The sequence below is a fragment of the Streptomyces composti genome (genome assembly GCF_012034205.1).
In the GTDB taxonomy this organism is placed as follows: domain Bacteria; phylum Actinomycetota; class Actinomycetes; order Streptomycetales; family Streptomycetaceae; genus Streptomyces; species Streptomyces composti.
Map to the genome: position 1 here is coordinate 56,129 of NZ_JAATEM010000026.1, position 17,036 is coordinate 73,164.

Annotated in this window: 12 protein-coding genes; 4 read left to right on the plus strand and 8 right to left on the minus strand. The window is 72.9% G+C overall.

Features of this window, described 5'->3' with window-relative positions:
- Positions 1-81: 81 nt before the first annotated feature.
- Both HCJ93_RS21305 and HCJ93_RS21310 read right to left on the minus strand, forming a co-directional pair.
- On the minus strand, positions 82-1,050 hold the full coding sequence (locus tag HCJ93_RS21305) for a DNA polymerase Y family protein (protein WP_167997374.1): 969 nt from the start codon (positions 1,048-1,050) through the stop codon (positions 82-84).
- Positions 1,047-4,622: a DNA polymerase III subunit alpha gene (locus HCJ93_RS21310; RefSeq protein WP_167997375.1), complete on the minus strand. Its 3,576-nt coding sequence runs from the start codon at positions 4,620-4,622 to the stop codon at positions 1,047-1,049. The genes HCJ93_RS21305 and HCJ93_RS21310 overlap by 4 nt, the downstream gene beginning before the upstream one ends.
- Before the next feature lie 154 nt (positions 4,623-4,776).
- Between HCJ93_RS21310 and HCJ93_RS21315 the strand changes: the two genes are divergently transcribed.
- The gene (locus tag HCJ93_RS21315; protein WP_167997376.1) at positions 4,777-5,826 is read left to right on the plus strand and encodes a DUF3533 domain-containing protein; all 1,050 of its coding nucleotides are present in this window, start codon (positions 4,777-4,779) and stop codon (positions 5,824-5,826) included.
- A gap of 133 nt (positions 5,827-5,959) precedes the next feature.
- Here HCJ93_RS21315 and HCJ93_RS21320 read toward each other — a convergent pair whose 3' ends face one another.
- The 3 genes from HCJ93_RS21320 to HCJ93_RS21330 form a co-directional block, all read right to left on the minus strand.
- Positions 5,960-7,042, minus strand: a complete 1,083-nt coding sequence (locus HCJ93_RS21320; protein ID WP_167997377.1) for a S1 family peptidase — start codon at positions 7,040-7,042, stop codon at positions 5,960-5,962.
- Between the two features lie 534 nt (positions 7,043-7,576).
- Positions 7,577-8,485 (minus strand): S1 family peptidase, encoded by a 909-nt coding sequence (locus HCJ93_RS21325; protein ID WP_167997378.1) that lies wholly within the window; start codon positions 8,483-8,485, stop codon positions 7,577-7,579.
- A gap of 332 nt (positions 8,486-8,817) precedes the next feature.
- Positions 8,818-10,068, minus strand: coding sequence for a DUF5685 family protein (locus HCJ93_RS21330; RefSeq protein ID WP_309141466.1), 1,251 nt, complete (start codon positions 10,066-10,068; stop codon positions 8,818-8,820).
- Between the two features lie 302 nt (positions 10,069-10,370).
- Here HCJ93_RS21330 and HCJ93_RS21335 point away from each other — a divergent pair, with 302 nt between their 5' ends.
- Positions 10,371-10,808: a cell division protein SepF gene (locus HCJ93_RS21335; protein WP_167997379.1), complete on the plus strand. Its 438-nt coding sequence runs from the start codon at positions 10,371-10,373 to the stop codon at positions 10,806-10,808.
- A 55-nt stretch (positions 10,809-10,863) separates the two neighbouring features.
- Here the strand turns inward: HCJ93_RS21335 and HCJ93_RS21340 are convergent, their stop codons facing one another.
- Together HCJ93_RS21340 and HCJ93_RS21345 are read right to left on the minus strand one after the other, a co-directional pair.
- Positions 10,864-12,066: an acyl-CoA dehydrogenase family protein gene (locus HCJ93_RS21340; protein WP_167997380.1), complete on the minus strand. Its 1,203-nt coding sequence runs from the start codon at positions 12,064-12,066 to the stop codon at positions 10,864-10,866.
- A gap of 101 nt (positions 12,067-12,167) precedes the next feature.
- The gene (locus tag HCJ93_RS21345; protein ID WP_167997381.1) at positions 12,168-13,778 is read right to left on the minus strand and encodes an MFS transporter; all 1,611 of its coding nucleotides are present in this window, start codon (positions 13,776-13,778) and stop codon (positions 12,168-12,170) included.
- A gap of 257 nt (positions 13,779-14,035) precedes the next feature.
- Here HCJ93_RS21345 and HCJ93_RS21350 point away from each other — a divergent pair, with 257 nt between their 5' ends.
- Together HCJ93_RS21350 and HCJ93_RS21355 are read left to right on the plus strand one after the other, a co-directional pair.
- Positions 14,036-15,229 carry a glycosyltransferase family 39 protein gene (locus HCJ93_RS21350; RefSeq protein ID WP_309141467.1) on the plus strand — a complete coding sequence of 398 codons (1,194 nt, stop codon included), beginning with the start codon at positions 14,036-14,038 and terminating at the stop codon, positions 15,227-15,229.
- A 237-nt stretch (positions 15,230-15,466) separates the two neighbouring features.
- A complete protein-coding gene (locus HCJ93_RS21355) occupies positions 15,467-16,468 on the plus strand; it encodes a phosphatase PAP2 family protein (protein ID WP_167997382.1) in 1,002 nt (333 codons plus the stop codon).
- Positions 16,469-16,613: 145 nt separating this feature from the next.
- Here the strand turns inward: HCJ93_RS21355 and HCJ93_RS21360 are convergent, their stop codons facing one another.
- A complete protein-coding gene (locus HCJ93_RS21360) occupies positions 16,614-16,829 on the minus strand; it encodes an I78 family peptidase inhibitor (RefSeq protein WP_167997383.1) in 216 nt (71 codons plus the stop codon).
- Positions 16,830-17,036 lie beyond the last annotated feature (207 nt).

Genomic DNA, 17,036 nt, shown 5'->3' on the forward strand with positions numbered 1-17,036 from the left:
ACGGGACGCGGATCGCGCCGTCCTGGGCTCGCTGAACGCCGCCGCCCCGAGGCCCGTCGCCCCGAGCCACGCACCCGGGCACTACGCCGCCAGCGAGCCCGGCATCACGGCCCGGGGCCCGAACCTGGCCCGCGCGCGGTCGGCGACCTCCTCCAGGCGGCGCACCTTCTCGTCCACCGGGTCGAAGGTGAGCTGACGGGCGGCCTGTTCGGCGGGGTCGAGCCCTTCCACGCGCAAGGCCATCGCGCGGACCCGGGCGCGCTGCAGCCCGAGCGCCTCGTAGAGGGCGTAGGCGGCCCGGGTCAGCGCCGCCGAGTGCGCCGTCGGCTCCTCCAGCGTGCGGGTGCGGGTGGTCGCCGACCGGTCGGCGTAGCGCACGGTGAGGGTGAGGGCGCGGCAGACCTTGTCCACGGCGCGCAGCCGGGCGCCCAGTTCCTCGGCGGCCGACAGCAGGGCGCGGCGGTGCCGCTCGGGGCTCAGCTCGTCGCGGCCGAAGGGGCGTTCGGTGGCCAGTGACCGGGAGACGGCGTTCGGGACGACCCGGCCGCGGTCGATGCCCTGTGCCTTCTCCCGCAGTTCACGGCCGGCGCGCGCGCCCAGCAGCCGCTGCAGCGTGGACAGCGGTGCTCCGGCGACCAGGCCGAGGGTGTCGAGGCCGTACTCGCACAGGGTGCGGGCGGTCCTGGTGCCGACCCCGGGCAGGGCGGCCACGGGCTTGCCGGCGAGGTACTCCGCGACGGCGTCCTCGGGCACCACGCCGGTCACTCCGGGCCGGGCGTCCCGCAGCGCCATCCTGGCCAGCATCGGTCCCGGCCCGGCGCCGATCACGCAGTCGACCCCGTGCAGCGCGAGGGCGCGGACCCGGATCACCGAGGCCAGTTCGAGCGCGGTGCGCCCGAAGTACCGCTCGGCACCGTGCAGATCGGCCAGCGCTCCGTCCGGCGGCAGGGCCTGGACGACAGGGGTGAACTCCTCCAGCAGCCCGAGCAGCCCCGGCAGGGCCGCCTCGTGCGCCGACGGCAGCTGGAAACGTACGCAGAGGATGGTCATCCCGCACTCCCCGGACTCTGGTGCCACAACTTCCTTCCCACCGCGGGCCCCTCGCCCGCGGGGCGCAGATCGGCCCAGGGGTGCATCTCGTACCCCGTGGGCATCCGGATCCTCCTGTTCTCCCTGTTCTCCCTGCTCTCGCCGCTCTCCCCGCTCTCCTTGTCCTCCCTGGCCTCCATCGGGTCCCGGGCCGCGGAACCGGCCGGCGCGGGCCGCCCGTCCGAGCCGGCGAGCCGCCTGCGGGCGGCGCCGTCGCTCCCGGTGTCCCCGGCGCCGGTCCCGCCGGGCGCAGCCAGCCGTGCCGCGACCCCCTCCAGCCCCTCCGCCCGCCGCACCTCCAGCAGCTCGGCGAGGTTCCAGGCCGCCGAGCCGACCACGCTGAGGCTGCGCGGCCCGCGGCGCTGCACCACCCCGCGCACCAGCAGCAGCCAGGAGTGGAAGACGGTGTGGGCGCAGGCGTCGTGGGAGTCGTCGAAGAAGGCGAGGTCGACCAGGCCCGTGCCGTCGTCCAGGGTGGAGAAGATGACCCGCTTGCCGGAGCGGATGGGCGGTGTCTGGGTGGCCGCCTTGGCGCCCGCGACCAGCACCGTCTCCCCGTGTCTGGCCTCGCGCAGCCGCCGCGCGGAGACCACGCCCAGCTCGGCCAGGAACTCCCGGTGGTCGTCCATCAGATTGCGCGAGGCGTCCATGGACAGCACGCCCAGCTCGGCGCTGAGCCGCTCCGCCGAGGTGAGGTCGGGCAGTCCGGCCGGCGCGGTCTTCCGTCCGCCGGCCAGGGGGAGCTGGTCGCCGCGTCCGCCGCGCGCGCCCCGGTGCAGCTCGGTCAGATGCAGCTGCAGATCGCGCCGGTTGGCGCCGAACGCGTCCAGCGCGCCGACCTGGGCCAGCCGCTGCGCGACGGGCCTGCTGGGCCGGGCCCGTTCCCAGAAGTCGAGGAGGGAGGCGTACGGCTGCCCCTCGGCGATCCGCTCCGCCTCGGCCTCGCTGATGCCGTGCACGTCGGAGAGCGCCAGCCGCAGGCCCCACGCCTTCGCGCCCACCCCACCCGATTCAGACACCAGTTCGATCCGGTGTGCGACTCCCGACTTGTTCACGTCCAGTGGCAGGATCGGCACCCCGCGCCGCCGCGCGTCCGCCAGCAGCAGCCGCTTCGGGTACATCCCGGGGTCGTGGGTGAGCAGCCCGGCGTAGAAGGCGGCCGGGTGGTGGGCCTTCAGCCACGCCGACTGGTACGTCGGCACGGCGAAGGCGACGGCGTGCGCCTTGCAGAAGCCGTACGAGCCGAAGGCCTCGACGATCTCCCAGGTCCGCTGGATCGTTTCCGCGTCGTAGCCCCGGTCCGCCGCGTGCTGGGCGAACCACACCTTGATGCGCCCCTGCGACTCCGGGTCGGACAGCCCGCGCCGCACCCGGTCCGCCTCGCCGCGCCCGCAGCCGGTCATGATCGAGACGATGTCGATGACCTGCTCGTGGAAGACCACCACCCCGTACGTCCCCTTCAGCGGCTCCTCGAGGTCGGGGTGCGGACAGCGCACCGGCGCCCGCCCGTGCCGCGCCTCGATGAACGGCCGCACCATGTCGGCGGCGACCGGCCCCGGACGGAACAGGGAGATGTCCACCACGAGGTCGTGGAAGGTGGCCGGCTGGAGCCGCCCCACCAGGTCCCGCTGGCCCGGCGACTCGATCTGGAAGCAGCCGAGCGTCTCGGTGGACCGGATGAGCGCGTACGTCGCCGGGTCGCCCTCGGGCACCGCGTCCAGGTCGATCCGCTCCCCCGTCGCCCGCTCCACCTCGGCGACCGCGTGCGCCATCGCCGACTGCATCCGCACACCCAGCACATCGAGCTTGAGCAGCCCGAGGTCCTCCACGTCGTCCTTGTCGAACTGCGCCATGGGGAAGCCCTCGCCGCTGGTCGGCATGACCGGCGTCCGGCCGAGCAGGGAGGCGTCGGAGAGCAGCACCCCGCAGGGGTGCATGGCGATCCCTCGAGGGAGCGCGTCCAGCGCCTCGACCAGTTCCCACAGCCGCCCGTACTTCTCCTGCTCCCCCGCCAGCTGCCGCAGTTCGGGCAGTTCCTGGAGCGCCGCGCGGGCGTCGCGGGCGCGGATGTGCGGGAAGGACTTGGCGACGCGGTCGATCTCGGCCGGGTCCATGGACAGCGCGGCGCCGACGTCGCGGATGGCGTGGCGCACGCGGTAGGTCTCCGGCATCGCGACCGCGGCGACCCGCTCCGCCCCGAACCGGTCGATGATCGCGCGGTACACCTCCAGGCGGCGGGCGGACTCCACGTCGATGTCGATGTCGGGCAGCACCACCCGCTCCTTGGACAGGAAGCGCTCCATCAGCAGCCCGTGCTCGACCGGGTCGGCGTGCGCGATGCCCAGCAGGTGGTTGACGAGCGAGCCCGCGCCGGAGCCCCGGGCGGCCACCCGGATGCCCATGTCCCGCACGTCGTCGACCACTTGGGCGACGGTCAGGAAGTACGAGGCGAAGCCGTGGTGGGCGATGATGTCCAGCTCGTGGTGCATCCGCTCCCAGTACTCGCGGCGCCCGGCGTAGCCGCGCAGCACCATGCCCGCCGCCGCCCGGGAGGCCAGCGCCCGCTGGGCGGTGCGCCGGCCGGCCCCGACGAGGTGCGGTTCGGGGAAGTGGACGCTGCCCATGCCGAGGTCGTCCTCGGGGCCGACCAGGCACTCGGCGGCCGTGGCCTGCGTCTGCTCGAGCAGCCGGTGCGCCGCCTCCCGGCTGAAGCCCGCGGCCTCCACGACCCGCTCGGCGATCCTCGCCATCTCGTCCGGGCCCTTGAGCCAGGCCTCGCCCGGGTCGAGTCCCTGGGCGGGGTCGATGGGGACCAGCCGGCGGGCGGCGTCCAGGACGTCGGCGACCGGGCCGAGGCCGGGGTCGGCGTAGCGGACGGCGTTGCTGAGCACGGGGCGGACGCGCTGCTCGGCGGCGAAGCCGAGGGTGCGGGCGGCCAGGCGCAGGGAGCCGGGACCGGTGCCGGTGCGGCCGTGCCAGACGGCCTCCAGGCGCAGGGCGTCGCCGTAGACCTCCCGCCAGGGGGCGAGCAGCCGGGCGGCGCGGTCGGGGCGGCCGGCCGCGAGCGCGCGGCCGACGTCGGAGTCGGGGCCGAGCAGCACGGTCAGGCCGTCGGCGTGGTTGTCCTCCCAGGACAGCCGCGGCAGGCCCTCGGCGGTGTGGGCGGCGGAGACCAGCCGGCACAGATCGGCCCAGCCGCGGGCGCCGTCCCGGGCGAGGAAGGTGACCCGGGGCGTCGATTCGTCGATGAAGGCACCGCCGCGCACCGGGGTGCGGCGCCGCTCCCTGCGGACGGACCCGTCACCCTGCGCCGCGGGCGGAGCCACCGCCAGCTCCGCGCCGAACAGGGGGCGGACGCCGGCCGCGGCGCAGGCCTTGGCGAAACGGACGGACCCGGCGAGGCTGTCGCGGTCGGTGAGGACGAGGGCGTCCATGCCCCGTTCGCCGGCGCGCTCGGCCAGCCGTTCCGGGTGGGAGGCGCCGTAGCGCAGGGAGAACCCGGAGACGGTGTGCAGATGCGTGAAACCCGGCACACGCACCTCCCGCACTCGTGAGCCACGACCGACTCTCGAACAAATGTTCCCAACTGCCTCACCCCCACCATAGACCAATTATCGAATACGTGTGCGACATCCGTTCGGCCCCGTCCCACCTGCGCAAACACCCCACCACTCGCACCGTTGAGGCATGACGCAGAGCATCGGTCCCGGCACGAAGAGGAGGTCGTTCCTCGGCGAGCTGAAGGACGCCGTCACCCCGCACGCCACACTGCTCGTCGCCGGCGTGATCGCGCTGCAGCTGCTGTTCATCACCTCCTACGTCGGAGCCCTGCACCACCCCGAGCTGCGCAACGCCTCCTTCGGGGTCGTCGCACCCGGGGCCGCGGCCGAGCAGGCGGTGACCCGGCTGGAGCAGCTGCCCGGCTCACCCCTGGACGCCCGCACGGTGCCCGACGCGTCCACCGCCCGGCGGCAGATCCAGGACCGCGACCTCGACGGCGCACTGATCCTCGACCCGGCGGGCACCACCGACACCCTGCTGGTCGCCACCGGCGGCGGGGCCGCGCTCGCCACCTCGCTGGAGCGGCTGGTCGGCGCGCTGGAGAAGTCGGAGCAGCGGTCGCTGCGGGTGGTCGACGTCGTCCCGGCGGCCGGCCGGGACGCGAGCGGACTGTCGTCCTTCTACCTGGTGGTCGGCTGGTGCGTGGGCGGCTACCTGTGCGCGTCGATCCTCGCCATCAGCTCGGGCGCCCGGGCGGCCACGCCCCGGCGCGCCCTGATCCGGCTCGCCACCATGGCGGCGGTCGCCCTGGTCGGCGGGCTCGGCGGTGCCGTGATCGTCGGCCCGGTCCTGGGCGCCCTGCCGGGGAACGTCGCGGCCCTGTGGGGGCTGGGCGCGCTGATCACCTTCGCGGTCGGCGCGGCCACCCTCGCCCTGCAGGGGATCTTCGGCACCGTCGGCATCGGACTCGCCATCCTGCTGGTGGTGATCCTGGGCAACCCGAGCGCCGGCGGCGCGCTGCCGCCCCCGCTGCTCCCGCCGTTCTGGGCGGCGATCGGCCCGGCGCTGCCGCCGGGCGCGGGGACCTGGGCGGCGCGCTCCATCGTGTACTTCGACGGCCACGGCATCACCGTCTCGCTGCTGGTGCTCTCGGCGTGGGCGCTGGCGGGCATCGCGGTGACGCTGCTGATGGCGCGCCTGCGCGCGAAGGAGGACGACCGGGCACAAACCGGCTGAACGCCCGCGTCCCACCCGTCACCGGCGGCCACCGCGCGGGGCCGGCCACCGGCCGCTCCGCGCCGGCACACACGCGAGAAGTCCCGCCCCTGGCGCCAGGAGCGGGACTTCTGTGCGTGGTGCGGGTGTCGCGTCAGCCGATCTGGGTGCCGGTGGCCGACAGGGCCTCCGTCACCGGCTGGAAGAAGGTCGTGCCGCCGGAGGTGCAGTCGCCGCTGCCGCCGGAGGTGAGGCCGACCGCCTTGTCGCCCGAGAAGAGCGAGCCGCCGCTGTCGCCGGGCTCGGCGCAGACGTCGGTCTGGATCAGGCCGTTGACGATGTCGCCGTTGCCGTAGTTCACGGTGGCGTCCAGGCCCGTGACGGTGCCGGAGTGGACCTGGGTGGTGGAGCCGCTGCGGGTGACCTGCATGCCGACGGTGGCCTCGACGGCGCCCGAGATGGCCTGCGAGGAGCCGTTGTAGAGGTTCACCTCGCTCGGGTGGTCCACGTCGGCGGTGTACTTGACCAGGCCGTAGTCGTCGCCCGGGAAGCTGGAGGCGGCGTTCTCGCCGATCACGTTGCCGGAGGAGTCCGACCAGGTGGAGATGCCCTCGGTGCAGTGCCCCGCGGTCAGGAAGTGCGGCTCGCCGCCCTTGGTGACGTTGAAGCCGAGCGAGCAGCGCCCGCCGTTGCCGGTGATGGCGTCGCCGCCCGCGATGAAGGGCTTGAACTCGCCCTTGGTGCGCTGCAGCTCGGCCTTGCCGCCGAGCTTCTCGACGACCTCGGTGAGCTTCGCCCACTCGGCCTTGGAGACCGTGCGGTCGGCGGTGACGACGACCTTGTTGGTCACCGGGTCGGTCGCCCAGGAGGTGCCGGGGATGGTGGCGTCCTGCTGGAGGGTGGTGCGGGCGCTCTTGAGGTCGGCGAGGGAGTTCGCGACGACTCTCGCCTTGGCTCCGGCCTTCTCGACGGTTTCGGCGGCGGCCTTGTCGACCACGTTCACCACGAGGCTCTTGGACTTGGCGTCGTAGTACGTACCCGCCGCGTCGGAGCCGAGTTCGCCGGCCAGCGTCGAGGCGAGCTTTCCGGCCGCGGTCACCGAGAGGGTGCGGGGCGCGGATTCGGCCGGGGGCTCACTCGCGTTCGCAGTCTGGAAGGTGACTGCGCCGGCGACCAGGGCGACTACCGCCCCGCCGGCCAGGGCGGCACGCCGCTTGGGTATGCGTCGGTGCTTCAACTCACGTCCTCCTGTGGGGGGACGGCCCGGGAGGCTGTGGGGGCCTCACGAACCGGAAGGCGTACGGTCACGAGGGCGGCCCGCAAGAAAATGGCCACGCCCGCACCGGTTGAACGGCGCCTACTCTTCCGAATCTCACAGGGCGCACACAAGGTCGACTTCGAGACGCGCGTACGACAACGACCGTACGCCCCTTATGTCCTGACACATCTTGACCCCGGCGTCCGGTTCACTCTGCAAACATTACGAGCGGGTAACCGGCGGTCCGATTCACGCCATCTACACCTGGCTGAAAATCGACGGTGCCGGGGTCCGAATCCGAACGGTGCGCAGCAGTGCTGCGCACCGTCACGCGGGCGTCGGCCACCACCCCCGGACCTCCGCGCCCGGCCGCACACCCGGCACGCCGTCAAAAGCCGTCGAGCCACACAAAAGGGGCGAGCCCCCGGCACCCTTGATCGGGTGCCGGGGGCTCGCCGTGAGCCGGTTGCGGCGGAACGGGCGGGACCGGTGGGGCGGTCCGTGCCCGAGGCCTCAGTAGACGCTGACGCCGTAGGCGCTCAGGGCCTCCGTCACCGGCTGGAAGAAGGTCGTGCCACCGGTGGTGCAGTTGCCGCTGCCGCCGGAGGTCAGACCGTAGGCCGTGCCGTTGCTGCCGTAGAGCGGGCCGCCGGAGTCGCCGGGCTCGGCGCAGACCGTGGTCTGGATGAGCCCGTAGACGATGTCGCCGCCGCCGTAGTTCACGGTCGCGTTCAGCGCGGTGACCCGGCCGCTGTGCGTACCCGTGGTGGAGCCGTCACGGATGACGGTGGTGCCCACGCTCGGGGTGCCCGCGCGCACGATGTCCACGCCGCCGGCCGTACCGGGCTTGCTGACGGAGGAGTTGGTGTACCGGACGATGCCGTAGTCGTTGCCCGGGAAACTGGAGCCCGCGGTGGTGCCGAGCACCGTGGTGCGGCCGGAGTTGGAGTACCAGGTGCCCGCGCCGTCGGTGCAGTGACCGGCGGTCAGGAAGTACTCGGCGCCGCTGCTGGACCGGACGTTGAAGCCGAGGGAGCAGCGCCAGCTGCTCGCGTAGATGGCGTCACCGCCCTGGATCAGCTTGGTGAACTTGCCGGGGGTGCGCTTGATGGTCAGCGCGTCGGCGTTCTCGCCGGCCTGCTGCTTGATCTTGGCGATCTCGGCCTGCGAGACGGTGCTGTCGACGGTGACGAGCACCCGGTTGGTCTTGCTGTCGACGGCCCAGGCGGTGCCCGGGATGTCGGCCTTCAGCACGGAGTTGCTCGCACTCTTGAGCTCGGAGGCGCTGAAGGTGGTGGGGGTGTCGGACGCATTCGCGCTGGGGACCGCGAACGCGGCAGCGGCCACGAGGCCGGTGGAGACGGCGATCAGCCGGGTCCGTCTCGAAATGCCGCTGCGGGGGGTGGTGCGCTTGATCCTCACTTTTCGTTCCTCCACAAAGGAAGTCGGGGGCCCTCGTGGGGTTCGGGCCCGTGAGGCGCAGCCGGGGACGCAATGTGTCCGGATTCCGAACTCGCTGTGTCCCTGACAAGCGCTGACGGCGAGTATTCGGCCGACCGACCGTTCGGCGCAAGGGTGCCTTTCGGCCGTCAACCTTTGAACCATCTGCGCGACTTGCCCCCTGGCCAGGGCCAAGTCACCCACGAACAGCGCATGTCAGGGCAGGGCGAGCGCTTACACCTCGCACCGGGGGTTGTCCGGAATTCGCCCCTCCGCATAGCTCACGCAGGGTTCCATGGCCGGAACACAGCGCATCAGCAGTCGCAGCACTCGCAGCAGTCGCAATCGCAGTCACGGCAGCAGCCCTCGCGCTTCTTGCGCGACCACGGCCCCTCGTACTCCTTGGCGCAGCACAGCTTGCAGGTGCAGCACAGCAGCCAGAACATCCCGCACCCGGCCCAGAAGCCACGCCGCCGCGGCGGCTGAGGCGCGGCCCCGCCGCCGAATCCGCCGGATCCGCCGGATCCGCCTGACCCGCCGAAGTCACCGCCGCCACCGCCACCGGGCACACCCGCGCCGCCGTACGGATTGCCGCCCGCGTACGGCGCGCCACCGCCGTACGGATGACCGCTTCCATAGGGGCTGCCGCCCCCGTGTGGATTCTGCGGGTGCTGTCCGTGCGGACCCGGCTGATGGGAGGCGCACACCGGCACCGTGCCGAAAGCCCGGTCCACCGAGCGCCTGAGCTCGTGCACCAGCAGCAGATGCACCAGCCCCCGGTCGCTGAAGTCGACCTCGCGCAGCGCCAGCCGGATGCCGTGCACGGCGTCGTCGGCCAGCCGGCGCGCCTCGGTGAGCGGGGTGCCGGTGGCGGTGAGCGGGTTCCAGGCACCCGACGCGGCGTCAGCCTCCCGGTCCTCCACGGCGTCCAGCAGATGCGCGAGACGTCCGAAGAGGCGCCCCGCCTCGGCGAGCGGCGCGGCGTTGTGCGGGCGCCCGGCGAGCACCGCGGTGTGGGCGAAGGCGGCGGCGGTGGCGGTCTCGGTGGGTTCGGTGACCGTGAGGATCGAGGTGCCGGGTCCGGCCAGGGCCTCCACATCCGTCTGGCGGTCCACGGCCTCCAGCAGAACGGCCGTGTCGAAGCCGACGTCCGAGCCGGTGCGGGCACCCGCCCGGTCCCAGCGCGCGGCGACCCGGCGGGCCGCGGCCGCGACCGGCCGGCGCGCCAGCAGCCCGTCGCCGTCGGCGGCATGGTCGCGCACCTTGGCCGAGGCGAGCACCAGGGAGACGGCCGCCGCGAGCCTGGCGCCCTCACCGTCTGCGACGGACGCGGTGCGCATCCCGCGCAGCGGACACGGTCCCGCCGTGCGCCGTCCCGCCTCGGCCCGTCCCGCCTGAGCCTCCGTCAGGACCGAGATGAGCAGCCCGTCGTAGTTGGTGACGATGCGGGAGAGCTGACCGTGCTCACCGCGCAGGGCGAGGCACAATCCGCACAGGTGCGCCATCCACTGGGCCGTGAACCGCTCCCCCAGCCGGTGCCGGCAGGGCCTGACCATTCCGAACACGTGGTCCCCCGTCGCAGTAGTACGAACTGAGCGGCGGCATCGTATCGAGCCTCCTCATTCCCGTGGATTCACCCGTACGCGCCGCCCATCACCCGTACGCCGCGAAGAATCATATTTCACTCACAGTCAGCAGCCGTTTACTTCAAGACCCTTGGGAAACACGGACTCTCGACGGATCGGTCGTGCACCAGTACCGTCACAAACCCCCCGTGCGGCGTCTATCCACTTGGCGCGCCATCCGCATCATGGACGACCATAGGGGTGCGGAAAGCAAGACAAGACCGCTGTGAGAGGAGGCGTCCATGGGATCGGTACGCAAGGCAAGTGCCTGGCTGGGCCTCGTCGACGACACCGAAGACGAGCGCTACTACGACGACGACTACTCCGACGGGACCGAGTCCGAGGATGCCTGGGTCACCGATCCGCGGGTCAAGGTGGCCTCGGACGTCGCCGAGGAGAAGGGCCGCCGCATCGGGACCATCACCCCGGACAGCTTCCGGGACGCCCGCACGATCGGCGAGCTGTTCCGCGACGGTGTGCCCGTCGTCATGAACCTCACCAACATGGAGCCCGCCGACGCCAAGCGCGTGGTGGACTTCGCCGCGGGGCTGATCTTCGGTCTGCGCGGTTCCATCGAGCGGGTGTCCAACCGGGTCTTCCTGCTGAGCCCGGCCGACACCGAGGTGGTCAGCGGCGAGCCCGCCGCGCACCGGGCGGACGGCTTCTTCAACCAGAGCTGAGGCAGAACCGCGTCAGGACGCTCACCGGTCCCGCCTCCTCCCCCGGTCCGGCCGTCTACCGGAACGCGTCGATCCCGGTGAGCGCCTTGCCCAGCACCAGCTGGTGCATCTCCACGGTGCCCTCGTAGGTGAGCACCGACTCCAGGTTCGTCGCGTGCCGCATCACGGGGTACTCCAGCGAGATCCCGTTGGCACCGAGGATCGTGCGGGCCGTGCGGCAGATGTCGATGGCCTCGCGGACGTTGTTGAGCTTGCCGAAGCTGACCTGCTCGGGACGCAGGCGGCCGGCGTCCATGCGCCGCCCCAGATGATGGGCGAGCAGAATCCCCTTGTGCAGTTCGACCGCCATGTCGGCGAGTTTGGCCTGGGTCAGCTGGAATCCGCCGATGGGCCGCCCGAACTGCTCCCGCGACTTGGCGTAGTCGACCGCCGCCTCGAAACAGCTGCGCGCGGCGCCCATGGCCCCCCAGACGATCCCGTACCGCGCGTGCGACAGACAGCTCAGCGGGCCGCGCAGCCCGGTGACCTCGGGCAGCACCGCGTCGGCGGGCAGCCGGACGTCGTCGAGGACGAGCTCGCTGGTGACGGAGGCGCGCAGCGACCACTTGTGCTTGATCTCGGGTGCGGAGAAGCCGGGGGCGTCGGTCGGCACGGCGAAGCCGCGGATGCCCTCGTCGGTCTGCGCCCAGACGACCGCCACCCCGGCCACCGAGCCGTTGGTGATCCACATCTTGCGCCCGTTGAGGACCCAGTCGGAGCCGTCGCGCTTGGCGTGGGTGCGCATCGAGGCCGGGTCCGAGCCGTGGTCGGGTTCGGTGAGCCCGAAGCAGCCGATGACCTCACCGGACGCCATCCGCGGCAGCCACCGCTGCTTCTGCTCCTCGCTGCCGTAGCGGTGGATGGCGTACATCGCGAGCGAGCCCTGCACCGAGACCAGGGAGCGGATCCCGGAGTCGGCCGCCTCCAGCTCCAGGCAGGCCAGCCCGTACTGCACGGCACTGGCGCCCGCGCACCCGTAGCCGTCGAGGGACATGCCGAGGGCGCCGATCCCGCCCAGCTCGCGCGCCAGTTCCCGGATGCCGGGCAGCTCGCCCCTCTCGTACCAGTCGGCGATGTACGGCAGCACCCGGTCGGTCGCCCAGCCGCGCACGGTGTCCCGGATCGCCAGGTCCTCCGGCTCCAGCAGATCGTCGATGCCGAGCGGGTCTGCGGGGTCGAAGGGCGGCAGCTTCGCGGACTTCGCTGACTTCGCGGTCATGGGACCTCCGGGGACGGTGCGACTAGCAGTGCTAGTCAGGCGGTCGGGGCGACGTTACGACGCGGTCCGCCGCGCGTCCAGCCCGGCCCCGCGGCGGGGGATCACACCTTCAGCTCGGAGACCCGGGGCTCCGCGGCCTCGCGGGGAGCGGGCACGTCCAGGACCGGCGGCTCGCACTGCATCCGGCGCGGCAGCCGCAGCGCCATCGCCGCGCCGAGCAGCAGCAGTCCCGCGCTGACCAGCAGCGTCACATGCAGGCCGTGCACGAAGGAGTGGCGGGCGGCGTTGCGCAGGGCGGTCCCGGCGGGGCCGCCGAGCTGGGCGGCGACCTCGTAGGCCTCACCCAGTGAGTGCGAGGCGGACGCCGACGCCCGCTCGGGCACCCCGGGCACATTGCTGAGGCCGGGGGCGTAGGCGGCGTTCATGACGCTGCCGAGGAGCGCGATGCCGATGCCGGCGCCGAGCTGGTAGGAGGTCTCGCCGATCGCCGCGGCGCCGCCCGCCTGCTCCGGGGGCGCCTCGCTCAGCATCGACTCGTACGCCCCGAACAGGGTGGTCTCCAGCCCGAAGCCGAGCAGCACGAAGCCGGCCAGCATCAGCGCCGGGTCGTCCTGGCTGCCCATCGCGGTGAGGGCCACCACGGCGGCGGCGGTCAGGCAGAAGCCGGCCGAGACCATGCGGCGCGGGCCGAACCGGCGCAGCATCCTGGCGCCCGCGAGACCCGCGGCCATCGCCGCGAAGGTCAGCGGCAGCAGCCTGAGACCGGTCTCCAGCGGGGACAGGCCGAGCACCAGCTGGAGGTACTGGGCGGCGATCAGCTCCAGGCCGACCAGCGCGAGCATGGCCAGCACGATGCAGCCCACCGAGGTGCTGAACGCGGGCCGGGAGAAGGTCCTGAGGTCGATCAGGGGATGCGCACGGCGCCGCTGCCGGCGGACGAAGACGGCGAGCAGCACGGCCCCGGCGAGCAGCAGCAGCACCGTGCCCGGGCCGGTGACGTGCTCGCCGCTGCCGAGCCGCTTCACCCCGTAGACCAGCGCGAACAGTCCGGCCGCCGCCATCAGCGCGCCGGCCACGTCCCACGGCCCCCGGCCGTCGCCCCTGGACTCCGGCAGCAGGATCCGGCCCACCGGGAGGCTGACCAGCATCAGCGGGATGTTGACCAGGAAGACCGAGCCCCACCAGAAGTGCTCCAGCAGGAAGCCGCCGAGCAGCGGCCCCACGGCGGCGCCCACCGCGGCGACCGCGCTCCACACGCCGATGGCGAGGGCGCGTTCGCGCCGGTCGGGGAAGACCTGGCGGAGGATCGACAGGGTGGCGGGCATGATCATGGCTCCGCCGACGCCGAGCAGCGCCCGCGCCACGATGAGGACCTGGGCGTTGTCCGCGAAGGCCGCCATGCCGGAGGCGAGGCCGAAGAGGGCGTAGCCGAGCAGGAGGACGCGTCTGCGGCCGATCCGGTCGCCGAGCGTGCCGAAGAGGATCAGCAGCGAGGCGCACACCAGCGGATAGGCGTCGACGATCCAGAGCAGCTCGATCGCGCCGGGCCTGAGATCCTCGGTGACGGCGGGGACCGCCACGTGGAGCACGGTGGCGTCGACGGCGACCAGCAGCAGGCTGACGCAGAGGACGACGAGCACCACCCAGCGGTTGGCACCGGCCCCGGCCGCCCGACGGCGCAGCCCACCGGCGGCCGTGGTCGTCCCGGACATGTACGTACCTCCCAGATGTTCCCTCGCGTCGGCGGGCCCGCGGGGTGGGGACTCCCCGCGGCTCGGCCGGGAAGGAGCGGTGTCCCCGGCCCGCGCAACGACATGGCGAGTGACACGTCAGCGTACGCGAGTGAGAGCCGTGGTCGAGTGGTGGGCCTCTCATCACATCTGTGAGATCGCTGTGGCGTACACCACTCACGGGGGTGACAAGGCCCCGGCGGGCGGGCCGGCGGTCGTTCCGGTCGATAATCGGGCAGGTGACCGCTCTTGCACCGCGTGCCGCGGCCCCTCCCGCCCCTCTCCTGCGCCGGGCCGCCCCGGCGCTCCTCGGCTACGCCGCCGTCCGGGCCCTCGGCATCGCCGTCCTGGTGCTGTGGAGCGAGGCGCGCGGCAGGAGCGCGTACACCCTGCTGACGGCCCGCTGGGACGCGCTCTGGTACACCCGGGTCGCCGATCTCGGCTACGGCTACGAGGTGCGGCTGCCGAACGGGGACGTGCACTCGAACCTGGCGTTCTTCCCGCTGCTGCCCTGGCTGGAGCGGCTGGTGGCGGCGGTGTCGCCGCTGTCGTCCGCGGACGGCGGCTTCCTGGTGAGCCTGCTCGCCTCGCTCGCCGCGGCCTGCGGCATCTACGCGGTGGCGGAGCATGTGCACGGCCACCGGGCGGGGGTGTGCGCCGTCCTGCTGTGGGCGGTGCTGCCGGTGGGCGTGGTGCAGTCGATGGCCTACAGCGAGTCGCTGTTCACCGCGCTGGCCGCCTGGGCCCTGTTCGCCGTCCTGACGGGACGCTGGCTCGCCGCGGGCGCCCTGGCCGTGCTGGCCGGCCTGACCCGCCCGGTGGGCCTCGCGGTGGTGGCGGCCGTCTGGGCGGCCGGGAGCCTCTGCCTGCTGCGCGGCCGCAGCACGGAGCCGGACGGCGGCGCACGGCTCCCGGCGCGCGCCGCCCCCCGTGACCGGCTGCGGCTCCTTCTCGGCATGGCTGTCGCCCCGCTGGGCGTGGCCGGCTATGTGCTGTGGGTGGGGCGGCGGACCGGAGACGGCGTCTTCGGCTACCTGAAGGTGCAGGCCGGGTGGCGGAACGGGTTCGACGGGGGGTACGCCTTCGCCCGGTTCGTCGCCGGGAAGTTCACCTCGTTCCCTTCGGTCCTGGCCGGGCTGGGTCTCGTCGCCGGGGTGGCGCTGGTGGTGTGGCTGTACGTGCTCTGCGTACGGCAGCGCCAGCCGCTCCCGCTCCTGGTGTACGCCGGAGTCGTCACCGCGCTCGCCCTGTGCGCCTCGAGCTACTTCGGCTCCAAGCCGCGTCTGCTGCTGCCGGCCTTCCCGCTGCTGCTGCCCCCGGCCATGGCCCTGGCGAAGCGGGGCAGGCGTACCACGACGGCGGTGCTCGGTGCGTGCGCGGTGATCTCCGCGGTGTACGGGGCCTTCTGGCTGAACGGCTCGGGCCCTCCGTGACCGCTCGGGCCCTCCGCGATCGTCCGGGAAATGCCGGGACAGGCCCTGGTGAACAATGGAAGAAGGCGCAACCAATTCACCGTCCGTAATGATCGGGAGAATTGAAATCCACGGCCTCCGCCGATTGCAGAAATGCCCGCATCAAAGGCGCAGCTGAGAGGAATGCCACATCACATCGTCATCACAAAGCCGCTGATTCGACGGGGCCCAGCGCTCACTCGCTGTAACGTCGATCGGGTGCGTACCGAACGGAAGCCCACCCGACTGGACCGGGTGTTCGCGAGGCTGGATCGTGAGCCGGAACGACCGGCTCACATCGACGTGCCGCGGATGAGCCGGCACCGGGTGGTGCTCTTCGGCGCCACTCTGGCCTTCTACCTGGCGATCGTGTGGGCCGTGCTCGACACCTCCTGGCTGGTCCGGCTGGACTGGCAGGTGATGTTCTTCCGTCCCTATGAGCAGTGGTCCGAACTGCACGCCTTCGTGGACTACTACGTGGTCCTCGGCCAGCGCGGTCCGACCGCGGTGATGGTCGCGGCCTGGCTGGGCTGGCGCTCCTGGCGGCAGCACACACTGCGCCCGCTGCTCGCGCTCGGGGTCTCCCTGCTGCTGCTCAACATCACCGTGGGCGCCGCCAAGTACGGCATGGGGCGCCTGGGGCCGCACTACGCAACGGAGATCGGCTCCAACGAGATGTTCCTCGGCGGGGACATATTTCCCAGCGGTCACACCGCGAACGCCGTGGTGACCTGGGGGATCCTCGCCTATCTGGCCTCCACCCCGCGGGCCCGGCGCTGGCTGTCGGCGCTGTCCGCGGTGACCTCGCTCGGCGTGGGCATGGCCACCGTCTACCTCGGTACGCACTGGCTGAGCGATGTGCTTCTCGGCTGGGCGGCGGGCCTGCTGATCCTGCTGGCGCTGCCCTGGTTCGAGCCGCTGATCGCCCGCTCCGAGACCCGGATCCTGGAGCTGCGGGACCGCTGGCGCGACCGCCGCAGGGCCACCGGGCTCCGGCCCGCCGGTGCTCCGGTGGTGCTCACGCCGCTGTCCGGCCGCGACGACGCCCCGGCGCGGGAGCCGGTCGGCGCGGGCCGCGCGGGCGGCCGCCCGCCCGCCTATCTGGCGCCGGGACCGCACACCACGCGCGCGGAGCGCACCCCGGTCACCCCGGCCGGCAGCCGCCGCCCGGGGCCCGAACGGCACCACCCGCGCGGCACCTCGCCCGCCGGCCGGCCCTGAAGCCGGCCGTCCGGACATCCCGCACCTGCGCACGAGCAAGGCCCCGGCTCCTTCGCGGAACCGGGGCCTCGGTGCGGATGGCCGGCCCTTCCGGGCGCCGCTGAGGAGGCCGTGGGCCGGTGCGGGCCGCTGCCGTGCGTGGCCTTCAGCCCTTCCAGGCCCGCGCCACCCGGCCGTCCTTCACCTCGAAGTTCAGCCGGCCCACCCGGTACTCCATGGTGATGATCGCGCCGGGCGGCAGGGACCGCACCGTCGGCCAGCCGCGTTCGCGCGCCAGGTCCTCGGCGCGGCCGGCGGCCAGGCCCACATAGGCGTCCGGGTTGTCGTCGGGTTCCGCGGAGGGTGTCGGGATGGGTGCCATGCGGCCACGCTATGCCCTGCCCGATGCGCGGGGAAGCCCGGCCTTCCCCGAGGGCCCCGCGTCTCCCGGGGGACCCCGGCCTGCGCCGGACGACCCCGGTGTCTGCCGGCGGTCACGCTTGTGTCACAGGATCACGACAGCCGACCGGTCCACGGACCGTCACACCAACGAGCGATTCTCGCCACCTTCCCCGGGCATTCGAACGTG

What these genes read in the sequence shown, in the direction of transcription:
- HCJ93_RS21305 (WP_167997374.1), bottom strand. Translation starts at nt 1,050, where the DNA reads ATGACCATCCTCTGCGTACGTTTCCAGCTGCCGTCGGCGCACGAGGCG.
- HCJ93_RS21315 (WP_167997376.1), top strand. Translation starts at nt 4,777, where the DNA reads ATGACGCAGAGCATCGGTCCCGGCACGAAGAGGAGGTCGTTCCTCGGC.
- HCJ93_RS21335 (WP_167997379.1), top strand. Translation starts at nt 10,371, where the DNA reads ATGGGATCGGTACGCAAGGCAAGTGCCTGGCTGGGCCTCGTCGACGAC.
- HCJ93_RS21340 (WP_167997380.1), bottom strand. Translation starts at nt 12,066, where the DNA reads ATGACCGCGAAGTCAGCGAAGTCCGCGAAGCTGCCGCCCTTCGACCCC.
- HCJ93_RS21345 (WP_167997381.1), bottom strand. Translation starts at nt 13,778, where the DNA reads ATGTCCGGGACGACCACGGCCGCCGGTGGGCTGCGCCGTCGGGCGGCC.
- HCJ93_RS21360 (WP_167997383.1), bottom strand. Translation starts at nt 16,829, where the DNA reads ATGGCACCCATCCCGACACCCTCCGCGGAACCCGACGACAACCCGGAC.